Genomic DNA, 23,324 nt, shown 5'->3' with positions numbered 1-23,324 from the left:
AGTGCTCCGGGTCACCCGGAGGCACGGTCGGGCCCGTCCGCCCGGCCGTGGAGGATCTGCGTGGTGTGCCGGCCCAGACGGGGTGGGGGCAGGCGGTACTGCGCGGGTGTCCCGCTCAGTGCGATGGGGTGTGCGACCTGGCGGGACGGCCTGCACTCCTCCCCGTCGGCAGGATCGGCGGGGATGTCGACGATGCCGGGAAGGCCGAGCCGGCCGGCGAAGGCGAAGGCGTCGTCGAGGGTGTTGACGGGTCCGGCGGGCACCCCGGCGGCCAGCAGGACGGTCGACCAGTCGTCGGCGCCTGCGGTGCTGAGCCGCTCGGTCAGGATGTCCCGCAGTTCGGAGCGGTGGGCGACCCGGTCGGCGTTGGTGCGGAAGCGGTCGTCGAGAGCGAGACCGGCATCCCCGGTGGCCTCGGCGAGCGCCGCGAACTGCCGGTCGTTGCCCACGGCGAGCGCGATGGGACGATCCGCGGTCGGGAAGGTCTCGTACGGGGCGATGCTCGGATGCGCGTTGCCCATACGGCCCGGCACCACGCCCGCGACGGCGAACGCCGACGCCTGGTTGACCATCGCGGACAGCAGCGAGCCGAGCAGGTTCACCTCCACCCGCTGGCCCTGCCCGGTGGCGTCGCGGTGCCGGAGGGCTGCGAGCACACCGAGACACGCGTGCAGGCCGGTGATGACGTCGACCAGGGCGACGCCCGCCTTCACCGGCTCACCGTCCGCGGCGCCGGTCACGCTCATCAGACCGCCGGCGGCCTGCACCAACAGGTCGTACCCGGGGATCGCGGCACCCGCGCCGCTACCGAAACCGCTGATCGAGCAGTAGACCAACTCCGGCTTCCGGGAACGAAGTTCCTCGTACCCGAGGCCCAGTCGCTCCATCGTGCCGGGACGGAAGTTCTCCACCACCACGTCACACTCGGCGACAAGGGCGCGGGCCTGTTCACGGCCGGACTCCGTGGCCAGGTCAAGAACGACCGACCGCTTGTTCCGGTTGACGCTCAGGAAATAGGTGGACGTACCGTCGCTGTCCGCCGGAGGGTGCCAGGCCCGGGTCTCGTCCCCGATGCCCGGCCGCTCCACCTTGACCACGTCGGCGCCCAGGTCGCCGAGGAGCATGGTGGCGTAGGGGCCCGCGAGGACCCGGGAGAAGTCCGCGATGCGCAGACCGTCCAGCGCGCCCCGCCCTGCTCCTCGGCGGCCGTCGGTTCGGCTGTCCGGGCCATCCCGACCGTCCCGACCGTCCGGCACGTCATGCTGGGTGCTCACGCACCCTCCTCTCCGTTCATGTATCCCGACCTGCCGTCACCGGCGCTGCATGCCCTCACCACCAGACGTCCGACGGCTGGACCGGGACCGGGTGCGTGAGTTCGACGGTGGGAAGGCCCCGGCCGACGGGCGCGACGGCCCGTACGGCGGTCACCCGTGCCCCCACCGCCACGACGAACGGCGCCGTGCCGACGATCCGGCACAGCAGGTTGAAGCCTTCGTCCATGGCGACGCACCAGGTGTTGTGCTGGGCGTGGCCGTTTCGGCGGACGACGACTCCGACGCCCGCGCTGCGCTCCAGGGCGAAGGCCACCGATCCGCAGGCGCGGCAGAAGGCGCGCCGGTACCCCGGGGTGCCACACCACCTGCAGCGCTGGAAGAAGAGTTCGCGGCCGGTGGCCGGTGCGGCGGGCATGTCCGCCGGCGTGTCCGCAGGCATGTCCGCCGGTGTCGCCTCGACGGCGACCGTTTCGGGGTCGTCCACGAGTTCGTCGTGTTCACGGGTTTGCGTCTGGAGCACCGCGGCCTCCTGGACTCGGTTCGGTGACCGGAAACAGGCGATCGGAATGTCCTGCCCGTCCCCCTCACCCTGACCCTCCGCGGATCGCCGGTCAACGACGAGCTGACGCAGGTTTGTGCGCGGAAAACGCGCCGTCGACCGAGGTCGGAAAGGGTTTCCCGGCACTACCCTCGGCTTCGGGTCCCAGGGGTCACGGCCGCAGGTCAGGGCCAGGGAGCCGACGAGCACGTCACCCGGTGAGACCCCTCTCGAGCCTCGACCGCGTCGACCGGGCGCGCGGGTCGAGCGGGCGCGCAGGTCGAGCGGGACGCGGGGGTCACGGAGGTCACGGAGGTCACGGGGATACCGACGGCGGCGGACACCGGCGGATCTCGCGGAACTCGACGACACGGCAGTTCGCGCTGGGGCGGGAGTCGCAGAGGGGCCTGGGGTCATCTCCGTCGGCACACCGGGGCGTCGGCCGCGCCGCCGAGGGGCCGGGCGACAGCGGACACCCATGCACCAGGCCGGCCCGCGGGCGTCCGCCGTCGCCTTCGTCTTCTCGCCGCGGCCGTCGTCGTCACCACCCGCTTTCGGCAGTCCCGGTCGGTCGCCGGCACCGTGGACCTGCACGGTGGACCGCCGCGCGGGGCCTGCGGGGATCAGCTCTCGGTCAGGGCGATGACCCGCTTCTGTGTCGCGTGGAAGCGGGCCAGGAGCAGGCCGCTGGCGGGACGGAGTTCCATCAGCGTGGCCTCGACCCGGGCCGCACCGGGGGCGAGGTCGTTCGGGGTCGCCCTGCCGGTGTTGTTCCAGGTGTGCTCGGCGCCGTCGCAGACGGCACGGGTGCCGCCGATACCGCGCGTGACGTTGAAGTCCTGGCCGACCGAGGAGCTGACGAAGACCGGGCCCGGGTCGGCGACACAGCGATAGGTGCCGGAGAGCGTGACGGTGCCGTCGGCGGCGATACGGCCGACCGGGTCGATCGTGACGGACTCCGTCGGGCCCACGGCGGCAACGACCGCGGGGGCGGCCGGCAGAAGCAGGGCGATACCGGCGACCGCGGACAGCGCGGAGCGCAAGAACATGGCAGAACCTCCTGTTGTGGGGGCTCCACTGGTACCGGGCGCGCGCGTCCCGGTCGGTGATCGTCACTCCTTCGGCGGCGAGTCCGTCCCGCCGTCGACGTACGGTACGAGTCGCAGTCGTCCTGGTGCCGCCACGTTTCCCGGCGGGCCCTGATTCCGCCACGCTTCCCGGCGGGCCCCGGCGATGATTCCGGGCACGCGGTCGGCCCGAGCGGGCCGACCGGACGGCACCGGGCCGTTCTCGGCGGTGGCCAGGTGATCGACCACGTCACCCTGGCTTCCCTCAGGACGTGAGCTGCCCGCACACCTCGGCAGTCAGCCGGTCAGCGGAGTCGAGCGCCGCGGACAGCGCCTGCGGGTCCGTGCCCGGCACGGCAAACAACTCGTGAGCCCGCACGGAGAAATCCGCGGGAGCAGCGGGCAGCGCTTGCGCCGCCCGAACGGCTCCCTTTTCGTTCAGCACCCAGCAACCCGCGTGGGCATGCAGGCCCTGCACGAGAAGCCCTACCGCGCGAAAGACGCAGCCGGCGACATAGAAAGCGTCTCCGCCGGCCGCTCCTTTGCGGGCGTTGGCCAGGGTGAAGGGAGCTTCCCACCGGGTGTTGGCGATCAGCGCCTCGCGCAACGGCTCCGGATAGCGGCGAGTCTCCTGCCGCAGGGCCCGCAGTTCGCCACCGGGATCGGCGAGAACGCGCCCCACGGCCACCTCGCCTGCATAGGAATGGGAGTACACACCCAACGGGTGACCGGCCTGCACACCTACTTCGAAGCGCCCTGCCTGGCACTCTTCCCAGATCCGGTGCACGCGGTCCAGATCGCGGTAGATCCAGTCGACACGCCAGCCGTCAACGGTCAGCCACGCCCCACCGTCCACCCACGGCCCCCAGTCGCCCGGTTCCGTCACGTCGACCGACTCGCCCGTCAGCTCGGACGCGAGAAGACGCAAGGCAGCCGTGTCCAGCGGCGGCCGGTAGTACAGGCCGAGATCGACATCAGAATCAGGGCGATGCGTTCCCCTCGCTCTGCTGCCTCCCAGACACACGCCGACCACTCCGTCGACATCGGTCAGCCGATCCGCGATACCCACCAGTCGATCCACGAGCCAGATTCTGGAGAATCAGATCACGCACTGCGACCGCTTTTCTCAGCGCTCCGGGTGCCGGTCGTGTGCGCGGTCAGTGGTCCAGCACCGCGAACCCGTCCAGTTCGACGAGTGCCTGCTCGTCCCAGAGCCGGACGATTTCGACGACCGCCATCGCCGGGTAGTCGCGGCCGGCCGACCGCCGCCAGATCGCGCCCAGTTCGGCGGCGTGCTCACGATAGGCGGCGACGTCCGTGACGTAGACGGTGACGCGCGCCAGGTCGGACGCCGTTGCGCCGGCCGCGGTCAGCGCGGCCAGCAGGTTCGTGAGCGCCCTCGCGAACTGCTCCGGCAACGACTCCCCCACGATGTTCCCGTCGGCGTCCAGCGCGGTCTGGCCGGCCAGGAAGACGATGCGATCGCCGGTGGCGACGACGGCGTGTGAGAAGCCGGTGGGCGGCGAGAGCCCTGGCGGGTTGATGCGCTCGACGGTCACTCGGCCTCCCGGTCGGCTCGTTCGGCCTGCCGCTCGACTCGTCCGGCCTCTCGGTCGACTCGCCCGCCCTGTGCGACGTGTGGTGACCGTTCGGTCCGCACGGTCGCCCCTTCATCTCGCACGGTCTGTCCGGCCTGCACGGTCTGTTGCGCCTGCCCGATCCGGTCGGCCTGCCCGATCCGGTCCGGCGGATCGGCGGGGACGTCCCCTCTCGTCGGCTCGGCGTGCCCGGCCCCTTCCACGTGGTCCGCCCGCCTCGCGTGCTCGGCGTACAACTCCCGCGCGATGATGCCGCGTTGCACCTCGCTGGCTCCCTCGTAGATCCGTGGTGCGCGCACCTCCCGGTAGAGGTGCTCGAGGAGGTGGCCGCGGCGCAGGGCACACGCGCCATGGAGTTGGACGGCCGCGTCGACGACGTACTGGGCCGTCTCGGTGGCGAGCAGCTTGGCCATCGCGGCGCGCCGGGGGACGTCCGGGGCGGCGGCGTCGTACGACGTCGCCGCCGCGTGGACCATCAGCCGGGCCGCCTCCGTGCGCAGCGCCATCTCGGCTACCTGATGGGAAACCGCTTGCAGATCCCGCAGCTTGCCGCCGAACGCGTCTCGGCGGGCGGTGTGGGCGAGGGTGGCGTCGAGCGCGGCCTGCGCCATGCCGACGGCGAACGCGCCGACGCTCGGGCGGAACAGGTCGAGGGTGCCCATGGCGACGCGGAAGCCTCTGTCGGGCTCGCCGAGCACGTCGTCCGCGGTGACCGGGACGGCGTCGAGGCGGAGGGCGCCGATGGGGTGCGGGGAGAGCATGTCGAGGGCGGATCCGGTGAGGCCGGGACGGTCGGCGGGGAGCAGGAAGGCGGTGACGCCCCGCGCGCCCGCCCCCGGGGTGGTGCGCGCGAAAACCGTATAGAAATCGGCTTCGGGCGCGTTGGAGATCCAGCACTTCTCGCCGGTGAGCCGCCAGCCGTTCGCTCCGTCGCGCTCGGCGGCCAGGGACAGCGCGGCCGCGTCCGAACCGGCGCCGGCCTCGCTCAACGCGAACGCGGCCAGCGCGGTGCCCTCGGCGACGTCGGGCAGCCAGCGGCGGCGCTGGGCGGGGGTGCCGTGGGCGTGGACCGGGTGGGCGCCCAGCCCTTGCAGCGCGAGAGCCGTCTCGGCCTCGGTGCAGGCGTACGCGAGGGATTCCCGCATCAGGCAGAGGTCGACCGCGCCGGAGGTGAACAGCCGGGACAGCAGCCCCAGGCGGCCGAGTTCGGCGACGAGCGGGCGGTTGACCCGGCCGGGTTCGCCCTTCTCCGCGAGTGGGCGCAGCCGGTCGGCGGCCAGTGCGCGCAGTTCGGCGCACCAAGCCGTCCGCGCCGGATCGATCGAGAACGCGGGCATCGCTGCGGGCATCGCCTAATCCCCTCTGCCGTGAATGATCCGCCCGGTCGCGGCACGGCCGTCGCGGCCGTCAGCTGCCGGCCCGTGCAGCCGGTTCGTGCAGCCGGTTCGTGCAGCCTGTCCTCCCGCGTGTCGGTCATGTTCCGGCGGCTTGCTCGCGCGGCCCGGCCCCGCGTCCGGGAGGCGCCGGTGCGGTCTGTCGCTCGTCCGCGCGGTGCTCGGGGTTGGTCCGCACGGCCGCGCCCCTCGCGCCCTCCTCCCGGTTCGTCCGCACGGTCACGCCGGCCGTACCCTCCCTCGACGATATCGCGTACCGTTGACTGTCGTCACCAACGCGATACGCTCCTTGCGCGATCCCACGACGATGACGACGCCCTCCCGGGCAGCCCAGCCGGACAGTCCATCCAGGCAAGGGGGCGAACACCCATGAACGTCTCGGCCCACGTCGACACCTTCGCGCGCGACCACCTCCCGCCGCCCGGCCACCGGCCCGAGCTGCGCTTCGAGCTGCCCGCGCTGAACTACCCCGGGCGGGTGAACTGCGCCGCCGCGCTGCTCGACGGGGCCACACCGGAGCGGCCCGTGTTCCACACCGCGTCCGGGCCGTCGTGGACGTACGGCGAGTTGCGTGCCCGTGTCGACCGAATCGCGCATGTGCTCACCGCCGACCTGGGGGTCGTCCCCGGCAACCGGGTGCTGCTGCGCGGGCCCACCACGCCCTGGCTGGCGGCCTGCTGGCTGGCCGTGCTGAAAGCGGGTGCAATCGCGGTTACCGTCCTCGCCCAGCAGCGTCCGCACGAACTGCGCACCATGTGCGAGATCGCCCGGGTCGGGCACGCGCTGTGCGACATCCGGGCGGTCGACGACCTCGTCAAGGCGGAAACTCCCGGTCTGCGGATCACCACGTACGGCGGTGACGGCCCCGACGACCTGTTGAACCGGCCGTCGTCGACAGAACCCTTTCGGGCTGTCGAAACCGCTTCCGACGACATTGCGCTGATTGCGTTCACCTCCGGCACCACCGGTCGCCCCAAGGGCTGTCTGCATTTCCACCGGGACGTCCTGGCGATAGCCGACACGTTCTCGGAACACGTTCTGAAACCGCTTGCGGACGATGTCTTCGCGGGCAGTCCGCCGCTCGGCTTCACCTTCGGGCTCGGCGGCCTCGTCGTCTTTCCGATGCGGGCCGGGGCGAGCGCGCTGCTGCTGGAACAGGCGGGCCCCCGGCAGCTGTTGCCGGCGATCGCCGCGCACCGCGTGTCCGTGCTGTTCACCGCGCCCACCGCCTATCGGGCGATGCTCGACGATCTCGACGACCACGACGTGTCGTCCCTGCGGCGCTGCGTCTCCGCCGGCGAGAACCTGCCCGCGGCCACCTGGCACGCCTGGCACGAGCGGACCGGTCTGCGGCTGATCAACGGCATCGGGGCCACGGAGCTGCTGCACATCTTCATCTCCGCCGCGGACGAGCGGATCCGGCCCGGCACCACCGGCGTTCCGGTGCCCGGCTGGCACGCGCGTGTACAGGACGCGTCCGGTGCGCCCGTGCCTGACGGCGAGCCCGGACTGCTCGCCGTGCGCGGCCCGGTGGGCTGCCGGTACCTGGCCGACCCACGCCAGCAGCAGTACGTGCGGGACGGCTGGAACGTCACCGGTGACACCTACGTCCGCGAGCCCGACGGCTACTTCCGGTACGTCGCCCGCGCGGACGACATGATCATCTCGGCCGGGTACAACATCTCCGGGCCCGAGGTCGAGGAGGCGCTGCTGCGTCATCCCGACGTGCTCGAGGCGGCGGTCGTGGGACGACCCGACGAACGCCGTGGGCAGGCGGTGGTCGCGTTCACCGTCCTGCGGGAGGGCGCGCGGCGCGACGCCGAGACCCTGCGCGCCTTCCTCAAGGAGGAGCTCGCCCCCTACAAGTGCCCGCGCGAGGTGGTCTTCCTGGAGGCGCTGCCGCGCACGGCGACCGGCAAGCTTCAGCGGTTCAGGCTGCGCGTAAGCGGTTGCACCGAAGGTGACCAGCCGTGATGCCGAAGACCTAAGATGATCAACGTGTCCGACCAGCCCGCACCTCGGTCTCTCATCGTCACGCTCTACGGCGCGTACGGCCGCTTCGTCCCAGGGCCCGTGCCCGTCGCCGAGCTGATCCGGCTGCTCGCCGCGGTCGGCGTCGACGCGCCCTCCGTGCGCTCCTCGGTCTCCCGGCTGAAACGCCGGGGACTGCTGTTGCCGGCGCGCACCTCGCAGGGTGCGGCGGGCTACGAACTGTCCGCAGAGGCACGTCAGTTGCTCGAGGACGGCGACCGACGCGTCTACGCCACGGCGTCTCCCGAGGACGAGGGCTGGGTGCTGGCGGTGTTCTCGGTGCCCGAGTCGGAGCGGCAGAAGCGGCATGTGCTGCGGTCGCGACTGGCGGGGCTGGGGTTCGGCACGGCGACCCCGGGGGTCTGGATCGCCCCGGCACGCCTGTACGACGAGACCCGGCACACGCTCCGCCGGCTGCACCTGGACTCGTACGTCGATCTGTTCCGGGGCGAGCATCTCGGCTTCGCGCCGACCGTCGACGCCGTGGCCCGCTGGTGGGACCTGGCCGCCATCGCCAAGGAGCACGAGACCTTCCTCGACCGCCACGCGAGCGTGCTGCGGGACTGGCGGCAACGGCCGGACACTCCGCCCGAGGAGGCCTACCGCGACTACCTCCTCGCGCTGGACTCCTGGCGGCATCTGCCCTACGTCGACCCCGGCCTGCCCGCCCGCCTGCTGCCGCGGGACTGGCCGGGCACACGGTCCGCGGCCGTCTTCCAGGGGCTGCACGAGCGGCTGCGCGACGCGGGAGCGGAGTTCGTCGGAGTGTGAGGCCGGGCGCCGTTCTGCCCGGTTCGCATCGGCGGCCCGGTGCAGCCCGGCACCGGGCCCGGGTCGTGTCCGACCGGGACCCGCACCGACCAGCCCCGCCTGGGACAGGACGACGGCCTCATCCTCCGAGGGTCAGGCGGGGTTTGGGCGCGTCGGCGCGGCCGGTGCGCGGGGGTCTGCTGCCCGCGCGGTACGGTGCGGGCCATTCGGCGCCCGGGCCGGAGTAGCCCTGCTCGGCGGCCGCGTGCAGGGTCCAGTTCGGGTCGTAGAGGTGGGGCCGTGCGAGGGCGCAGAGGTCGGTACGGCCCGCCAGGATCAGTGAGTTGACGTCGTCCCAGGAGGAGATCGCGCCGACCGCGATCACCGGGACGCCCGCCTCGTGGCGGATGCGGTCGGCGAACGGCGTCTGGTACGAGCGTCCGTAGTCGGGACGTTCCTCGGCCACCACCTGTCCCGTGGAGACGTCGACGGCGTCGGCGCCGTGCTCGGCGAACGCGCGGGCGATGCGGACGGCGTCGTCGGCCGACGTGCCGCCCTCGGCCCAGTCGACGGCCGAGATACGGACCGTCATCGGTCGCTGCGCCGGCCACGCCTCGCGGACCGCGTCGAAGACCTCGAGCGGGAACCGCAGCCGTCCGGCGAGAGAGCCTCCGTAGGCGTCCGTGCGGCGGTTGGTGAGCGGGGAGAGGAAGCCGGACAGCAGGTAGCCGTGCGCACAGTGCAGTTCGAGGAGGTCGAAGCCGGCTCTCGCAGCCCGACGAGCGGCGGCCTTGAACTGGGCGCGCAGATCTGCGAGTTGGTCGTGATCGAGTTCGCGCGGTGTCTGACTGCCCGGCTTGTACGGCAGAGGGGACGCGGCCACGAGCGGCCAGTTGCCGTCCGGCAGCGGTTCGTCCATGCCCTCCCACATGAGCCTCGTCGAGCCCTTGCGTCCCGAGTGGCCGAGTTGCACGCCGATGGCGGCTCCCGGTGCGTGCTCGTGCACGAAGTCGGTGACCCGCCGCCAGCCGTCGGCCTGCCGGTCGGTGTAGAGACCGGTGCAGCCGGGTGTGATGCGGCCCTCCGGGGACACGCACACCATCTCCGTCATCACCAGTCCGGCTCCGCCGAGGGCACGGGCGCCGAGGTGGACGAGGTGGAGGTCGCCGGGGAGACCGTCCACCGCCGAGTACATGTCCATGGGCGACACGACGACCCGGTTGCGCAGGGTCAGGCCGCGCAGCCGGAACGGCGTGAACATCGGGGGCGTTCCGGGCGGGCACCCGAACTCGCGCTCCACGGCGGCGGTGAAGCGGGAGTCGCGCAGCCGCAGGTTGTCATGGGTCACTCGACGACTGCGGGTGAGCAGGTTGAAGGCGAACCTGCGGGGCGGCTGGCCGAGGTAGAGCCCGATGTTCTCGAACCATTCCAGGCTGGCGCGGGCGGCCCGCTGGGTGGAGGCGACGACGGGTCGGCGCTCCTCCTCGTAGGCGGTCGACGCCGTACCGAGGTCGGGGTGTTCCTCCAGGCAGGCGGCGAGCGCCAGCGCGTCCTCGACGGCCAGCTTGGTGCCGGAACCGATGGAGAAGTGGGCGGTGTGCGCCGCGTCGCCCAGGAGGACCACGTTGCCGTGCGACCAGCGTGCGTTGACGACCGTGCGGAAGGTGGTCCAGGCGGAGTTGTTGGACTGCAGGGCACGGCCGCCGAGCGCGTCGGCGAAGATCTTGGCGCAGTGCGCGACGGACTCCTGCTCGTCGAGTTCGTCGAAACCGCTTGCTCGCCATACCTCCTCGCGCATCTCGACGATCACGGTCGAGGCTTCGGCCGCGTAGGGGTAGCCGTGCAGTTGCATCACGCCGTGCTCGGTCTCGGCGATCTCGAAGCGGAAGGCGTCGAAGGCGAAGTCCGCGGCGAGCCAGATGTAACGGCAGCGGTGGCCGGTCACCCGGGGCCCAAAAACCTCCGCGTACGTTTCCCGGGTGGCGCTGTGCACCCCGTCCGCGGCGATGACGAGGTCGTACTCCCGCGCCAGGCGGGCGGGGGCGGGCGCCTGCGTGCAAAAGCGCAGGTCGACGCCGAGGGAGCGGCAGCGCTCGTGCAGGATCTCCAGCAGTCTGCGGCGGCCGAGGGCGGCGAAACCGTGCCCGCCGGAGGTGTGCCGGATGCCGCGGTGGACGATGTCTATGTCGTCCCACCGGACGAAGTCCTCCCGCAGGGACCGGTACACGACCGGGTCGGCGTGTTCGATGCCGCCCAGGGTCTCGTCGGAGAGGACGACGCCGAAGCCGAAGGTGTCCTCGGGGGCGTTGCGTTCCCAGAGGGTGATCTCGCGGGCGGGGTCGAGGCGTTTGAGCAGGGCTGCGGCGTAGAGGCCGCCGGGTCCGCCGCCGATGATCGCGATACGCCGGGGGCGGCCGGCCGGGGCGGGCGGCTCTGGGTGGCCGGACGGCACTGGTCGGGGACCGCGGCGGCCCCTTGCACCGATGTCGTCCCGGAACTCGGAGGCCGTCGCCGCAGAGCCAGAGGTCCCGGAAGACCGGGTCCCGGAAGGTCTGGTCTCGGAAAACCGGGTCCCGGAAAGCGGTGGCACACGGGGGGCCGTTTGGGAAACCGGCGTCCTTGACGCCGCTGTCCGGGAAAGCGGTGTCACAAGAGTTGCCGTTTCCGAAACCGGTGTCCTTGCCGTTGTCGCGTCGGCGGCCGCTGTCCTCTGAGGTTCCGTTTCGGCAACCGGTTTCTCGATATCCGCTGCTGGCGCCCCCGAAGCCCCAGCCCCAGCAATCGGTGTCACAGAGCTTGCCGTCTCGGAAACCGGTGTCCTGGAAGACGTTGTTCTCGAAGACGGTTTCATCGGCTTCATCGGCCTCGCCATTTCGGGGCACGCTTCTGCGTGAACGCCTCGTGGAACTCGGCGTAGTCCTCGCCGTTCATCAAAAGGGCCTGAGTGGCGGCGTCGAGTTCCACGGAGGCCGCGAGCGGCATGTCCAGTTCGGCGGTCAGCAGAGCCTTCGTCTGGGCGTGGGCGAGGGCCGGGCCGTCGGCCAGGCGGCGGGCCAGGGTGTGGGCGGCCGCGTCGGCCTGTCCTTCCTCGGTCAGTTCGCTGATCAGGCCGATCCGCTCGGCCTCGGGGGCGCGGACGGGTTCGCCGAGCATGAGCAGCCGGGTGGCGTGGCCGAGTCCGACGATCCGGGGCAGCAGGTAGGCGGCGCCCATGTCGCCGCCGGAGAGGCCGACGCGGGTGAAGAGGAAGGCGAAGCGGGCACCGGGGTCGGCGACCCGGAAGTCGGCGGCCAGGGCGAGGACCGCGCCGGCGCCGGCCGCCACTCCGTGCACGGCGGCGATCACCGGGAACGGGCACTCCCGCAGGGCCCGTACGACCTGGCCGGTCATCCGGTTGAAGTCCAGGAGCTGGGCGGTGTCCATGCCGAGGGTGGCGCCGATGATCTCGTCGACGTCGCCGCCGGAGCAGAAGCCCCGGCCTTCGCCGGCCAGCACCAGGGCGCGGACCGACCGCTCCCTGGACAACTCGGCGAGCAGGTCGCGCAGGTCGGCGTAGGCGCCGAAGGTGAGGGCGTTGAGCTTTTCCGGGCGGGCGAGGGTGACGGTGGCGACGCCGTCGGTGTGCTCGACGCGCAGATGGCGCCAGTCGGGGGTGCGGGCGGCGGAGCCGGTGAAGGGACTCATGAGGGCGGCCTCCTCGACAGTCGCCTTCGAAGTTATCACTCTCTCGTGACTGTCGTCATGAGTACGCGATATACGGCGAGGGCAGAATCGCCCTGTATCGCCGTGTCACCGCACGGCATGCGCCCGTCACACACGTCACCGGTCGTCGATAAGGCGGTAACAACCGGATCAGGTGCGCGAGGGCGACCGTTGACGCGGGTAAGCCGCCCGACAGCGGGGTCGGAACGTCCCGCGCGGTGCCCACCGAGCGCCTCTGCCGGAGGTCGCCGTACCATTCCTGAAAGTTGAAGGCAGGACGCCTGATGTCGATCACGGGAACCTGCGCCATGAACGGACTCGCCTTGCACGAACGCCCCTCCGACTCCGCCGCCTCCTGGCGAATCGCACTGCCGCACTCTGCCGCGGCCGTGCCGGTGGCCCGTGCGCTGGTCCGTACGGCGCTGGCCGAGCTGAAGCACGGGGCGGACAGCGACACGGCGGAGCTGCTCACGGCGGAGCTGGTGGCGAACGCCGTGGAGCACACCACCGGGGACGCGCCGATAGAGCTGGTCGTGGAACTGCATCCGGGTGGATGCCAGGTCGAGGTGCACGACGGCGACCCGGCGCCGCCCGGGGACCTCACCCGTCCGTCCGGCCGGGAGCCCGACCCCTGGCAGGAGCACGGCCGCGGGCTGCTGCTGATCCGCGCCCTCAGCTCGTCCTGCGGGCACCGGCCCACCGAGCAGGGCAAGGCGGTGTGGTTCCGGTTGTCCTCGGTCCCCCCGCAGCGCGGTCCGCGTCCCGCGTGAGCATCGCGCCCCGGGCCCGCCCCGAGCCCACCCACACGCCCGCCCGCCCCCACCCCAGTGATCCCTGATCAGGCCTGACCGACGAGCGAACCGGCGAGCGGACCGGCGAGGTACCCGCAGGCGCGGCCCGCGCACGGACCGACTAGGCACCCGTGACCGCGGCCCGCGACCGGACCGGCGAAGCACCCGCAGACCCGCAGCCCCCGCAGACGCCGCCCGCGACCTGAACGACGCCGACCGGGCCGGCCCGGGGCCCGGTCAGCCCCGCGGGTTTCCGGCGAGGGTGGCGACCAAGACGGCCTTGATGGTGTGCAGACGGTTCTCCGCCTCGTCGAAGACGACGGAGTGGGACGACTCGAAGACCTCGTCGGTCACCTCGAGGCTTTCGAGGCCGTGGCTCTCGAATATCCCCTGGCCGACCGCGGTGCCCAGGTCGTGGAAGGCCGGCAGGCAGTGCAGGAAGCGGACGTCCGGGTTGCCGGTGGCGCGCAGGACGTCCATGGTGACGGCGTAGGGGCCGAGGGCGGCGATCCGCTCGTCCCAGACCTCCTTGGGCTCACCCATGGAGACCCAGACGTCGGTGGCGACGAAGTCGGCGCCCCGCACGCCCTCGGCGATGTCCTCGGTGAGCAGGACCGCGGCCCCGCTGTCCGCGGCGAGTTCGCGGGCCTTCGCGACGACCTCGTCGGCGGGCCAGTACTCCTTCGGCGCGACGATACGGACGTCCATGCCGAGCAGGGCCCCGGTGATCAGGTAGGAGTTGCCCATGTTGAAGCGTGCGTCGCCGAGGTAGGCGAAGACGATCCCGCCGTCCAGGCCCTTGGCGCAGTGCTCGGTCATCGTCAGCACGTCGGCGAGCATCTGGGTGGGATGCCAGTCGTCGGTGAGGCCGTTGAAGACCGGCACGCCCGCGTGGGCGGCGAGTTCCTCGACCTTGCGCTGACTGTCGCCGCGGTACTCGATGCCGTCGTACATCCGGCCCAGCACGCGCGCGGTGTCCTTCACGGACTCCTTGTGACCGATCTGGGAGCCGGCCGGGTCCAGGTAGGTGGTCGAGGCGCCCTGGTCGGCGGCGGCGACCTCGAACGCGCAGCGGGTGCGCGTCGAGGTCTTCTCGAAGATGAGGGCGATGTTCCTGCCGCGGAGGTGCTGCACCTCGGCCCCGGCCTTCTTGGCGGCCTTCAGCTCGGCGGCCAGCTCGATCAGGCCGCGGAACTCCTCCCCCGTGAAGTCCAGCTCCTTGAGGAAGTGGCGGCCGGCGAGGGCGGTCGGGACAGTCGCCATGGGGGCGCTCCAGAGGTACGAGAACAAGACACTGGAACTCTATACGAAGATTAGCATTTCTATACAGGGCTGCGTTCGACCGGGCAGCTCATGCAGCGCGGGCCCCCTCTCCCCCGGCCCAGCTCGCTGCCGGGGATCTCTATCACTTCGATGCCCTGTTTGCGCAGGTGGGTGTTGGTGGTGACATTGCGCTCGTAGGCGATGACGACGCCCGGTTCCACGGCGAGCACGTTGCAGCCGTCGTCCCACTGCTCGCGTTCGGCCGCATGGACGTCCTGGGTGGCGGTGAGCACACGGATCTCGCTGAGGCCGAGGGCCGCGGCGACGGCGCGGTGCATGTGCTCCGGCGGATGGTCGGTGACCTTCAGCTCCTTCTCGCCGACGCCCGGTTCGATGGTGTACGAGCGGAGCATGCCGAGGCCCGCGTACTGGGTGAAGGTGTCGCCGTCGACCATCGTCATCACGGTGTCGAGGTGCATGAAGGCTCGCCGCTTGGGCATGTCGAGTGCCACGATCGTCTCCGCCGAGCCGGCGGCGAACAGCTTGTGGGCGAGCATCTCGACGGCCTGCGGGGTGGTGCGCTCACTCATGCCGATCAGCACGGCGCCGTTTCCGATGACGAGGACGTCCCCGCCCTCGATGGTGGACGGGTAGTCGGCCTGCCCCTCGGACCAGACGCGGAACGTCTCGCCGCGGAAGAGGGGGTGGTGCCGGTAGATGGCCTCGAAGTGGACGGTCTCGCGCTGCCGGGCCGGCCAGCGCATGGCGTTGATGGCGACGCCGTCGTAGATCCAGGCCGAGGTGTCGCGGGTGAAGAGGTGGTTGGGGAGCGGGTCGAGGAGGAAGTCGTCGAGCTCCATGACGTGGAAGCGCACGGAGGTCGGTTCCGGATGCGCTTCCAGGAACTCCCGCTTGGTCATGCCGCCGACAAGGGCCTCCACCAGCTGCGGGGCGGGCAGGTCCTCGAAGGCGGCGCGGAGGTGGTCGGTGGCGAGCACCCCGTACTCCTTCTCGTCGAAGACGCGGTCCAGGACGAGCGCTCGGGCCGCCGGGATCGCCAGGGCCTCGGTGAGCAGGTCGCCGAAGAGATGGACGGCGACGCCGCGGTCGCGCAGCACGTCGGCGAACCCGTCGTGCTCGGCGCGCGCCCGGCGCACCCAGAGCACGTCGTCGAAGAGGAGCGCGTCCTTGTTGCTGGGTGTGAGCCTTTTGAGCTCGAGATCCGGCCGGTGCAGGATGACGCGGCGCAGGCGCCCGGCCTCGGAGTCGACATGGAGTCCCATGTCTCCATCCTGACCACCGGGGACCGCCTTCACCCGCTCCTGGACCGTTTCCGCACGGACCTGTTCTGCTCCTCCCGCACGGACCTGCTCCGCTCCGGTTTTCGTCCTCTTGACGACAAGGGGAGGTCGGGCTATCGTTTTCTTATCGTCGCTTTGACGAGAATCGAGACCGAGGGGGGTCACTCATGGCCGACATCACCCGGCGCCTGGGCTGGCGCCATCTGCGCGGCGCGCCGACCGCGCACATCCGCCACCACCGTTCCGGCAAGCTGGCGCACGACGGGCCGGGGCTCAGCTTCTGGTTCCGCGCGCTGAGCGCCGCGCTCTCCGAAGTGCCGGTCGACGACCGTGAGTTGGCGATGACGTTCCACGCCCGCACCGTCGACTTCCAGGACGTGGCGGTTCAGGCGACGGTGACGTACCGGATCAGCGACCCGGCGGTGGCGGCCGCCCGTCTGGACTTCTCCGTCGACCCGGACACCGGAGCGTGGCGCGGCGCGCCGCTCGAACAGCTCGGCACTCTGCTGACGGAGACGGCGCAGCAGCACGCGCTGGACGTCCTCGCCCGCACCTCCTTGTCGTCGGCGCTGGTGGACGGTGTGACGGCCGTGCGGGAGCGGGTCGCGGCGGGTCTGGCGGCGGAGCCCCGGCTGCCGGCCACCGGCATCGAGATCGTGGCCGTCCGGGTGGTGGCGCTCCGCCCGGAGCCCGAGGTGGAGCGGGCACTGCGGACGCCGGCACGCGAGCTGATCCAGCAGGAGGCCGACCGGGCGACGTACGAGCGGCGGGCGGTGGCCGTCGAACGCGAGCGGGCGATCGCCGAGAACGAGCTGGCCAGCAAGATCGAGCTGGCCCGACGCGAGGAGCAGCTGGTCGAGCAGCGCGGCACGAACACCCGCCGCGAGGCGGAGGAGAGCGCCGCCGCGGACAAGGTGCGGGCCGAGGCCGAGGCGACGCGGACCGTGCGGCTCGCGGAGGCGGAGGCCGCCCGGTCGGTGAAGCTCGCTGAGGCGGAGGCAGCGAAGCAGATACAGCTGGCGGACGCCGAGGCGCTGCGCACCGAGCGGCTGGCGCAGGCGGAGGCGGTACGACTGGTCCGGCTCTCCGAGGCGGAGGCGGCGCGCTCGGTCCAGCTCGCCCGAGCCGAGGCGGAGGCGGCGCGCGAGGTCGGCGAGGCGCGGGCCCAGGCGCAGGCCGCCTGGCTGCGGGTGCACGGGGACGTCGACGTGGCGACGCTGCACGCCCTCACCGGGACGCGGCTCGCGGAGAACCTGCCGCACATCGACAGCGTGACGATCTCGCCGGACGTGCTGACGGGGCTGCTCGCCAAACTGGGAGCCCGGGAGTGAGCCTCGCCCCGCGGGCCGTGCTGGTCCATCGCACCACGGAGTACGAGGAGTTGACGGCCCGGCACGGCACGCACGGCCAGGCCGCCTTCTTCCTCTCCTCGCGGGGCCGGGACATCGAGGAGGTCGCCGAACGCCATCGACGCACCCGGCGGGCGCTGGCGGAGGTGACCGCCGCGATTCCGCTGACCTGGCGTCAGACCCAGGTGGAGAGAGCCGACTTGGACCGGTTCCTCTTCGCGCCCGAGGACGTGGTGGTGGTGGTCGGGCAGGACGGTCTGGTGGCGAACGTCGCCAAGTACCTCACCGGGCAGCCGGTGGTGGGCATCGACACCGACCCCGGGCGCAACCCGGGCGTCCTGGTCCGTCACCGGCCGCAGGACGCCGCGACGCTCCTGCCCTCCGTCCTCGCGGCCGGCGTCGGTGCGGACGAGCTGACCATGGTGGAGGCGGTCGCGGACGACACCCAGCGACTGCTGGCCCTCAACGAGATCTATCTGGGTGCGGCCGGTCATCAGACCGCCCGCTACCGCCTGGGCCTCGACGACGACGGGGGTGCCGTCGAGGCCCAGGCCTCCTCCGGAGTACTGGTGGGCACCGGCACGGGGGCGACCGGCTGGCTCCGGTCGGTGTGGCAGGAGCGGGGCGGGGCCGGAAGCGAGGGCCGCCTGCGGCTGCCGGGGCCGACGGAGGACCGGCTGGTGTGGTTCGTCCGGGAGGCCTGGCCGTCCCCGGCGACCGGAACGTCCCTGGTCGCGGGGGAGCTCGCGGCCGGCGGCCGGCTGACGCTGACGGTCGAGTCGGAGCGCCTCATCGCCTTCGGCGACGGCATCGAGAGCGACGCTCTGGAACTGACGTGGGGGCAACGGGTCCGGGTGGGGGTGTGCGGGGAGCGGCTGCGGCTGGCGGGGTGAACGGCGCCGATGTTCCACCGGCGCCGGTGTGGGACGGGTCGGACCCCCGCCGTGGGACGGGTCGGACCCCCGCCGGACGGGGCAGGGGCCGAGCGTCGTCGGCTACGGCTTCACAGCCGGGGGTCCACCGGTTCCGATTCCAGGGCCAGGACTCCGAAGACCGCCTCGTGGACGCGCCACAGCGGCTCGCCCTCCGCCAGCCGGGACAGGGACTCCAGGCCGAGGGCGTACTCACGGATCGCCAGCGACCGCTTGTGGTTGAGGAAGCGGCCGCGCAGCCGGGCGAGGTTGTCCGGGCGGGTGTACTCCGGGCCGTAGATGATCCGGAGGTACTCGCGGCCCCGGCACTTGATGCCGGGCTGGACCAGGCGGCCCTCCTCGTCCCGGCACAGCGCGCCCAGCGGCTTGACGACCATGCCCTCACCGCCGCGTCCTGTCATCTCCAGCCACCAGTCGACGCCGGCCCGGACCGATTCGGGGTCGGCCGTGTCGACGTACAGGCGGCGGGTGGTCCGGAGCAGGCCGGTGGTGTCGTGCTCCACCAGCCGGTCGAGGAGCGACAGCTGTTCGTCGTGCGGCAGGGCGGCGAGGCTGCGGCCCTGCACGGCGAGGATCTGGAACGGGGCGAGGCGCACGCCGTCCAGACCGTCCGTCGTCCAGCAGTAGCGGCGGTAGGCCTCGGTGAACGCAGCCGCGTCCGAGGCGCGTTCACGCTGGCGGGCGAGAAGGTCCGTGACGTCGACGCCCCGGGCCGCAGCACCGTCCAGGGCGGTGAGCGCCGCCGGGAAGACGGCGCCGGACGCGGCGCCCACGGCGGCGTACTGCGAGCGCAGCAGGCCCGACGCCTTCAGCGACCACGGCATCAGCTCCGCGTCCAGCAGCAGCCAGTCGGTGTCCAGCTCCGCCCAGAGGCCGGCCTCGTCCGCCGCCGCGCGTATCCGGCCGAGGATCTTTTCGGTGACCTTCGCGTCGTCGAAGAACGGGCGGCCGGTGCGGGTGTAGAGGGACCCGGTCGGGCCTTGGTCGCCGCCGACGGTTCCGAAACGCTTGCGGGCCGTTTCCGCGTCCCGGCAGACCAGGGCCACCGCGCGCGAGCCCATGTGCTTCTCCTCGCACACGACCCGCGCGACGCCGTCGCGTGCGTACTGCGCGAACGCCTCCGCCGGGTGCTCCAGGTAGCCGTCCACCGAGCTGGTGGCGGTCGGGGCCATGGTCGGCGGGAGGTACGGCAGCAGGCGTGGGTCGACGGCGAACCGGCTCATGACCTCGAGGGCCGCGGCGGCGTTCTCCTCCCGGATCGAGATGCGGCGCTGGCCGTCGTAACGGGTTTCGACGATGCGTCGGCCGTGGACGTCCGCCAGGTCCAGCGGGCGGCCGTCGTTGCCGCCCGGAGCCTCGGACCTCAGCGGTTTCACCGGCTCGTACCAGACCTGCTCCGCCGGGACGTCGACGAGTTCGCGCTCCGGCCAGCGCAGCGCGGTCAGCTTGCCGCCGAAGACGGCGCCGGTGTCCAGGCAGATGGTGTTGTTCAGCCAGGTGGCCTCGGGCACGGGCGTGTGGCCGTACACCACGGCCGCACGGCCCCGGTAGTCCTCCGCCCACGGGTAGCGCACCGGCAGGCCGAACTCGTCGGTCTCGCCGGTGGTTTCCCCGTAGAGCGCGTGCGAGCGGACACGACCGGAGGTGCGGCCGTGGTATTTCTCGGGCAGACCCGCGTGGCAGACCACCAGCCGGCCGCCGTCGAGGACGTAGTGGCTGACCAGTTTGTCGATGAACTCCCGCACCTCGGCGCGGAACTCGTCGCTCTCGCCCTCCATCTGCTCGATGGTCTCGGCGAGTCCGTGGGTGTGCTGGACGTTGCGGCCCTTGAGGAAGCGGCCGTACTTGTTCTCGTGGTTGCCGGGGACGCACAGGGCGTTGCCCGACTTGACCATGGACATCACGCGGCGCAGCACGGCCGGGCTGTCCGGGCCCCGGTCGACGAGGTCGCCGACGAACACGGCCTGCCGGCCCTCCGGGTGGACGCCGTCGGCGTACCCCAACTTGCCGAGCAGCGACTCGAGTTCAAAAGCGCAGCCGTGGATGTCGCCGATGATGTCGAAGGGACCGGTGAGGTGGGTCAGGTCGTTGAAGCGTTTCTCGGTGACGATGGTGGCGTTCTCGACGTCCTCGACGCCCCGCAGGATGTGCACCTTGCGGAAGCCTTCGCGCTCCAGCCCGCGCAGGGAGCGCCGCAGTTCACGGATGTGGCGCTGGATGACGCGGCGCGGCATGTCGGCGCGGTCGGTGCGGACGGCGTTGCGTTCGGCGCACACCTCTTCCGGCACGTCCAGCACGACGGCGATGGGCAGCACGTCGTGCCGGCGTGCCAGCTCGACGAGTTGGCGTCGGGACTCGGGCTGCACGCTGGTCGCGTCGACGACCGTGCGGCGGCCGGCAGCGAGCCGTTTGCCGGCGATGTAGTGCAGGACGTCGAAGGCGTCCCGGGTGGCGCTCTGGTCGTTCTCGTCGTCGGAGACGAGGCCTCGGCAGAAGTCGGAGGAGATGATCTCGGTGGGCTTGAAGTGGCGGCGGGCGAAGGTGGACTTGCCGGCCCCGGACGCGCCGACGAGCACGACGAGGGAGAGGTCGGTGACGGGCAGCACACGGCCTCGCTGCAGGGGAACCTCGGCGACGGTCATACGGCCTTCGCCTCCTTCTTCTCGGTGCCGGCTCCGGCGGTGGCGCCGGCGGATTCGGTCTCGGATGCGGTCGCGGATGCGGATGCGGTGGTCAGCTCGAAGACGGCCATCTGGGTGGGCGGGCCGACCTCCGGGTCGTCCGGTCCGACGGGGGTGAACCGGACGTCGTATCCGTGACGCTCGGCGACCTGGGACGCCCAGCCGCGGAACTCCTCGCGGGTCCACTCGAAGCGGTGGTCGCCGTGCCGGACGTGACCGGCCGGCAGGCTCTCCCAGCGCACGTTGTACTCGACGTTCGGGGTGGTCACGAGGACCGTGCGCGGGCGGGCCGAGCCGAACACCGCGTACTCCAGGGCGGGCAGCCGTGGCAGGTCGAGGTGTTCGATCACCTCGCTGAGGACGGCGGCGTCATAGCCCTTGAGGCGGGTGTCGGTGTACGCGAGGGAGCCCTGCAGGAGCCGCACACGCGAGGCCTGCCGCTCTCCCATGCGGTCGAGTTTCAGCCGACGGGAGGCGATGGTGAGCGCGCGCATCGACACGTCGACGCCGACGATCTCGGTGAACCGCGGATTCTTGAGCAACGCCTGCACCAGCTGGCCCTGGCCGCAGCCGAGGTCGAGGACCCGGGCGGCGCCCGCCTCGGTCAGCACGGCGACGATCGCGTCGCGGCGCTGCACGGCCAGCGGGGTGGGCCGGTCCTCCGTCTCGGTCTCCGCCTCGACCGCGTTGTCGATCTCCTCGATCTCACTGTCGTCGGCCTCGGCGAGCCGGACCAGTTCCAGCCGCTCCATCGCCTGCCGGGTCAGCGACCAGCGGCGGGACAGGTAGCGGCTGGTGATCAGCTTCTGCTCGGGGTGGTCGGGCAGCCAGCCCTCGCCGGCGCGCAGCAGTTTGTCGACCTCGTCGGAGGACACCCAGTAGTGCTTGGCGTCGTCGAGGACGGGCAGCAGGACATACAGGTGGCGCAGTGCCTCGGCGAGGGTCAGCGTCTGCGACTCCAGGACCAGGCTCACGTACCGGGAGTCGCCCCACTGCGGGAACTCCGTGTCGAGGGCGACCGGTTCGGCGCTCACCGTCCAGCCGAGCGGCTCGAACAGGGCGCGGACCAGGCCGGGGCCGCCGCGGGCGGGCAGCGCCGGCACCTCGACGCGCAACTGCCGTGCCTGTGCGGGCAGTTCGGGCTTCGCTGCGCAGACGCCGCGCATCGCGCTGGAGAACACCCCGCTGAGCGCGACCGCGAGCAGCGAGGAGGCCGCGTAGGGGCGGTCGTTGACGTACTGGGCGAGGGCCGCGTCGGGGGCGCCGCCGCGGCCCTTGCCCTTGCCGCGCCGGACCAGCGCCACGGCGTCGACCTCCAGCAGCAGCGCCGCGGTGCAGCGCTCGGCGTCGGCCTGCGAGTAGAAGACATGGGCCGTGCCGTGGGACAGGTTGGCCGAGAAGGCACGATCCGGATGCTTGTGGAGCAAGAACCCCAGGTCAGTAGCCGGGTGCTGCTCGTTGCCGGTGGTGGAGATCGTCAGAAACACAGGTCCGAGTATGGGTGCCGCCGGGCCATGCCGGTAATGGATTACCTCGGACAGCAGAAGACCCCCGCCGTTTCGGCAGGGGTCCCGTTGGACAGCGTGAGGGGCTGTCCGATGTGCCGGTAGAGAGTCGCGCGGGAGACTCCAAGAGTGTTGGCGATGGCGGTGACGCTCTCCCCCTTGGCCTTACGCGCCTTGGCCACAGTCAGCGCGGCCTGACCTGCCACTGCCTCACGAAGCCGTCGGTGTCTGCTCGTGGCTGCCGTAGGGCCGCGTGATGATCTCCATGCCGTGCCCGGCCGGATCCATGAAGTACAGGCCGCGTCCACCGTGGTGGTGGTTGATCTCTCCAGGCTGCTTCAGATGCGGATCGGCGTAGTACGTGATCCCGGCCTGCTGGATACGGTCGAAGGCCGCGTCGAACTCCTCGTCGGAGACCAAGAACGCGTAGTGCTGCATGACGATCGACTCCGCCGGGATGGCGGCGAAGTCCAGGGTGACCCCGTTACTGGTGGCCACGGGAATGAACGGGCCCCACTCGGTCCCGACCTCAAGCCCCAGGATGTGCGCCAGGAACTCGGCCGACTCCCGGCTGTCCCGGGCATGGATGATGGTGTGATTCAACTCGACTGACATGTGTGGAATGCCTCCGCAAGGCACCTCACGGCACCTCCATGCCTCACCCAGCCGGTGACCGACACGCGATGCGTGCGCATGATCCTAAACAGCAGCGCTCACGCCGTCGAGGCGCCTTCCCAGGAAGTAGCCCTTTTCGGCCACGGAGCGTCACCCACCCCCAGCCCAGGCCGAGCACTGGCGACAGTTGAATACGCGAGCCCACCAGTACCAGCCCCCGGGAGTGCCGTCGGTCCATGCCAACTGGAGAGATCTCCGTGGGAACCCAAGGGGCCGTCGTCGTGCTCCACTGAGCTGATTCCGTGAGTTCGGTTCCAACTCGCGACCATGAATCCGACGATCCCCGCCTCGGTTTCGGCTACCGGCACTCCCGATGAAGGCCATTGTGTCTCCGCGATGCGTGTCTTCCACTCGGACTCTTCGTGGCTTGGGTCCATGGCGTCGAGGTGGTGCTGTGGAACAAGACCGGCAAAGGCTGCCTGCCAGGAGCGCACGTAGACACCGGCGACCGCTGATGCGTCATCAGGCCATGC

General features: G+C 71.5%; 19 protein-coding genes. 5 read left to right on the top strand and 14 right to left on the bottom strand.

Features of this window, described 5'->3' with window-relative positions; translation table 11 throughout:
* Positions 1-11 precede the first annotated feature (11 nt).
* From C6376_RS29000 to C6376_RS28970, 6 genes are all read right to left on the bottom strand, one after another.
* Positions 12-1,181 (bottom strand): CaiB/BaiF CoA-transferase family protein, encoded by a 1,170-nt coding sequence (locus C6376_RS29000; protein WP_254076414.1) that lies wholly within the window; start codon positions 1,179-1,181, stop codon positions 12-14.
* A 148-nt stretch (positions 1,182-1,329) separates the two neighbouring features.
* Entirely contained in the window at positions 1,330-1,794 is a 465-nt protein-coding gene (locus C6376_RS28995) for a Zn-ribbon domain-containing OB-fold protein (protein WP_107446111.1), read from the bottom strand.
* A 641-nt stretch (positions 1,795-2,435) separates the two neighbouring features.
* Positions 2,436-2,861, bottom strand: coding sequence for a DUF6299 family protein (locus C6376_RS28990; RefSeq protein WP_107446110.1), 426 nt, complete (start codon positions 2,859-2,861; stop codon positions 2,436-2,438).
* Positions 2,862-3,144: 283 nt separating this feature from the next.
* On the bottom strand, positions 3,145-3,960 hold the full coding sequence (locus C6376_RS28980) for a nucleotidyltransferase domain-containing protein (RefSeq protein WP_216825616.1): 816 nt from the start codon (positions 3,958-3,960) through the stop codon (positions 3,145-3,147).
* Positions 3,961-4,036: 76 nt separating this feature from the next.
* Complete coding sequence (locus C6376_RS28975) at positions 4,037-4,438, bottom strand: RidA family protein (RefSeq protein WP_107446108.1); 402 nt, start codon at positions 4,436-4,438, stop codon at positions 4,037-4,039.
* On the bottom strand, positions 4,435-5,814 hold the full coding sequence (locus C6376_RS28970) for an acyl-CoA dehydrogenase family protein (protein ID WP_367881089.1): 1,380 nt from the start codon (positions 5,812-5,814) through the stop codon (positions 4,435-4,437). Before C6376_RS28970 ends, C6376_RS28975 begins: the two co-directional genes overlap by 4 nt.
* Before the next feature lie 426 nt (positions 5,815-6,240).
* Between C6376_RS28970 and C6376_RS28965 the strand changes: the two genes are divergently transcribed.
* Positions 6,241-7,845 carry an AMP-binding protein gene (locus tag C6376_RS28965; protein WP_107446107.1) on the top strand — a complete coding sequence of 535 codons (1,605 nt, stop codon included), beginning with the start codon at positions 6,241-6,243 and terminating at the stop codon, positions 7,843-7,845.
* Positions 7,846-7,860: 15 nt separating this feature from the next.
* Positions 7,861-8,673, top strand: a complete 813-nt coding sequence (locus C6376_RS28960) for a PaaX family transcriptional regulator C-terminal domain-containing protein (RefSeq protein WP_107446106.1) — start codon at positions 7,861-7,863, stop codon at positions 8,671-8,673.
* Positions 8,674-8,791: 118 nt separating this feature from the next.
* On the opposite strand, the gene C6376_RS28955 is transcribed toward C6376_RS28960, so the two are convergent.
* On the bottom strand, positions 8,792-11,104 hold the full coding sequence (locus tag C6376_RS28955; RefSeq protein ID WP_254076109.1) for a bifunctional salicylyl-CoA 5-hydroxylase/oxidoreductase: 2,313 nt from the start codon (positions 11,102-11,104) through the stop codon (positions 8,792-8,794).
* A 404-nt stretch (positions 11,105-11,508) separates the two neighbouring features.
* The gene (locus tag C6376_RS28950) at positions 11,509-12,336 is read right to left on the bottom strand and encodes an enoyl-CoA hydratase family protein (protein WP_107446105.1); all 828 of its coding nucleotides are present in this window, start codon (positions 12,334-12,336) and stop codon (positions 11,509-11,511) included.
* Positions 12,337-12,638: 302 nt separating this feature from the next.
* Between C6376_RS28950 and C6376_RS28945 the strand changes: the two genes are divergently transcribed.
* Positions 12,639-13,124, top strand: coding sequence for an ATP-binding protein (locus C6376_RS28945; RefSeq protein ID WP_254076108.1), 486 nt, complete (start codon positions 12,639-12,641; stop codon positions 13,122-13,124).
* A gap of 258 nt (positions 13,125-13,382) precedes the next feature.
* Here C6376_RS28945 and argF read toward each other — a convergent pair whose 3' ends face one another.
* Entirely contained in the window at positions 13,383-14,408 is a 1,026-nt protein-coding gene (gene argF, locus C6376_RS28940; protein ID WP_107446104.1) for an ornithine carbamoyltransferase, read from the bottom strand.
* Between the two features lie 59 nt (positions 14,409-14,467).
* Positions 14,468-15,691 carry an arginine deiminase gene (locus C6376_RS28935; RefSeq protein ID WP_107446103.1) on the bottom strand — a complete coding sequence of 408 codons (1,224 nt, stop codon included), beginning with the start codon at positions 15,689-15,691 and terminating at the stop codon, positions 14,468-14,470.
* Positions 15,692-15,876: 185 nt separating this feature from the next.
* Between C6376_RS28935 and C6376_RS28930 the strand changes: the two genes are divergently transcribed.
* Entirely contained in the window at positions 15,877-17,040 is a 1,164-nt protein-coding gene (locus C6376_RS28930) for an SPFH domain-containing protein (RefSeq protein ID WP_107446102.1), read from the top strand.
* Complete coding sequence (locus tag C6376_RS28925; RefSeq protein WP_107446101.1) at positions 17,037-17,951, top strand: NAD(+)/NADH kinase; 915 nt, start codon at positions 17,037-17,039, stop codon at positions 17,949-17,951. Before C6376_RS28930 ends, C6376_RS28925 begins: the two co-directional genes overlap by 4 nt.
* Positions 17,952-18,061: 110 nt before the next feature.
* Here the strand turns inward: C6376_RS28925 and C6376_RS28920 are convergent, their stop codons facing one another.
* The 4 genes from C6376_RS28920 to C6376_RS28905 are packed head-to-tail and all read right to left on the bottom strand — an operon-like array spanning position 18,062 to position 22,791.
* Positions 18,062-20,632: a polynucleotide kinase-phosphatase gene (locus tag C6376_RS28920; RefSeq protein WP_107446100.1), complete on the bottom strand. Its 2,571-nt coding sequence runs from the start codon at positions 20,630-20,632 to the stop codon at positions 18,062-18,064.
* Complete coding sequence (locus C6376_RS28915; protein ID WP_107446099.1) at positions 20,629-22,158, bottom strand: 3' terminal RNA ribose 2'-O-methyltransferase Hen1; 1,530 nt, start codon at positions 22,156-22,158, stop codon at positions 20,629-20,631. Before C6376_RS28915 ends, C6376_RS28920 begins: the two co-directional genes overlap by 4 nt.
* Positions 22,159-22,199: 41 nt before the next feature.
* Positions 22,200-22,358: a helix-turn-helix domain-containing protein gene (locus C6376_RS28910; RefSeq protein ID WP_254076413.1), complete on the bottom strand. Its 159-nt coding sequence runs from the start codon at positions 22,356-22,358 to the stop codon at positions 22,200-22,202.
* Positions 22,359-22,386: 28 nt separating this feature from the next.
* Positions 22,387-22,791, bottom strand: a complete 405-nt coding sequence (locus C6376_RS28905) for a VOC family protein (protein ID WP_107446098.1) — start codon at positions 22,789-22,791, stop codon at positions 22,387-22,389.
* Between the last annotated feature and the right edge of the window lie 533 nt (positions 22,792-23,324).

The sequence above is a fragment of the Streptomyces sp. P3 genome (genome assembly GCF_003032475.1).
Lineage (GTDB): Bacteria > Actinomycetota > Actinomycetes > Streptomycetales > Streptomycetaceae > Streptomyces.
Note: the sequence above shows the minus strand (reverse complement) of the source record. Positions and strands in the feature narration are given on the sequence as shown.